Source organism: Labilibacter marinus, assembly GCF_001659685.2.
Classification (GTDB): domain Bacteria; phylum Bacteroidota; class Bacteroidia; order Bacteroidales; family Marinilabiliaceae; genus Saccharicrinis; species Saccharicrinis marinus.
This window is the reverse complement of the sequence record NZ_LXYE02000080.1, coordinates 1-1,653: the sequence shown is the minus strand read 5'-3', so window position 1 is coordinate 1,653 and position 1,653 is coordinate 1. Positions and strand designations below refer to the sequence as shown.

2 protein-coding genes are annotated in these 1,653 nt (G+C 32.7%); both read right to left on the bottom strand.

Annotation, left to right across the window (positions count from 1 at the left end):
- Positions 1-192: 192 nt before the first annotated feature.
- Positions 193-840: a flotillin-like FloA family protein gene (locus A8L32_RS23250; RefSeq protein ID WP_066633803.1), complete on the bottom strand. Its 648-nt coding sequence runs from the start codon at positions 838-840 to the stop codon at positions 193-195.
- Positions 841-1,037: 197 nt separating this feature from the next.
- On the bottom strand, positions 1,038-1,607 hold the full coding sequence (locus A8L32_RS23245) for a hypothetical protein (RefSeq protein WP_066633799.1): 570 nt from the start codon (positions 1,605-1,607) through the stop codon (positions 1,038-1,040).
- Positions 1,608-1,653: the final 46 nt, after the last annotated feature.

Here is a 1,653-nt window from a genome sequence, read left to right as displayed (position 1 = left end):
GGTTTGAATAAGGGGTCGTAGGCTGATTTGATAAACTGAACTTTCGAAACCCCACCAAGCCGAAGCTTTTGTTTTGGTTATAAATTTATTCTTTTCACTAGCCGAAGCAAAAGCTTCGGCGAACTTTATACAAGAGCAAAAATTCCAAATTACTACAGACAGCCTATGCCCTTTATTTATTGTTAGGGCCTGTTATTTCTTAAGTATCAGTTTCTGTTGAATTAATTGAACCCCCAATACACTTTCCCAATACTCTGAATTCAGTATATTATTTCTTATAAAATTCTGAGATGAAATAGGGTCTGTTGAAGTCCAATCCTTTGCCACCATTGAAAGCTTTTCTTGAATTCTTTCTTGAATTCCATTGTTTTTTGCGACTTCATCCCAAAATGCAACACCTATCCCGTGCTTAAACTTAGCCCATATATCTATTTTAAATGTTCTAAAATCCAAGTCATTGATTGTTATAGTATGAATTTCAATTGTTTTTTGGATTGCATCGTCAATATCTTTCCCCATAATGTCCAAAGCAGTTAACATTTGATAGGTAACACCTTTCTTGTCCTTATGCTTGATAAATCTCTCAACAACTTTCTTAGTGTTACCTCCTGCTAAATGATGACTTTCAAGGTCTGGGAGTTTCAGGTCTAAATCATATTTCTGAGTTAATGCAAGTGCTTTAAATAGACTTTTCTTGCTCGTACGTCGCATATTTAGCCCAAATGCTTCCTTAAACGAAATATCTGCGCCATGCACCTTTGCTCTCAATTTAGTTACCAAAATAGGCAGTCCCAAGAGTACAATAAAAAATAGTAAAAGTATTAATATAAGTATTTCCATTTGCTATGGTTTTAATAGGCCCTAACGTTAAATGTATGAGTAGTAGCGGATTTCAACGCGGTTTCGTATCAAGTTACTAAGTAGCCAAAGCTGCACCTTAGCTAAATAGTCAAATCGGCAGATTTGGCGGGGTTGAATAGAACCACTACCGCCCGAATACTCACAGAAACCGCTATTACTTATACATATTGTTAGGCTTAGTTTTTATTCATTATTAGTTTATAGTTTTCACTTTCTAAACTTATTAATGTGTCATTTTTTAGTCGATACCGAGATTCAAGATATTCTGACTTTTCTCCATTGAATTTTAAAGTCAATTCGTTATCTGTCAGTTTATAAGTCCCTGTATTTTCTACATTACAACTCATGTCATAAGTTTCCGAAATAAATTTATGATTCTTAAACATTCTTATTTTAATCAAAGTATAAGCATCGTCTTGATTAGTAATTGTATGTAAAGTCTTACCATAAATTGTTTTAGTCATTATACTTCTGGTCAACAGAATCAGTAGTCCAATTAATAAAGTCAAGGATATAGCAATAATTCTATACTTAATCCACTGCTTTTTTACTAAAAAGATTACTGAATTAATTAAAAATCCGATTGTAATAACAATGAACAAAAGTCCAAAATAATACATATAAATTTGGTCTGCATCACAGAAATTCCAATGTCCAGGAACTGTGAAATTAATCAACAAAATTCCTAAACTTAGAATTATGATTCCTGTAATTACTTGTCCAAATATTTTTAGCGTTTTTTTCATTATTAATGTCCTGCTTGTCTGTCAGCTCAAATTAAGCCTAACGGCT

Bases quoted from the DNA above. Each gene is read 5' to 3' on its own strand.
- A8L32_RS23245 (WP_066633799.1), bottom strand. From the start codon at position 1,607: ATGAAAAAAACGCTAAAAATATTTGGACAAGTAATTACAGGAATCATA.
- A8L32_RS23250 (WP_066633803.1), bottom strand. From the start codon at position 840: ATGGAAATACTTATATTAATACTTTTACTATTTTTTATTGTACTCTTG.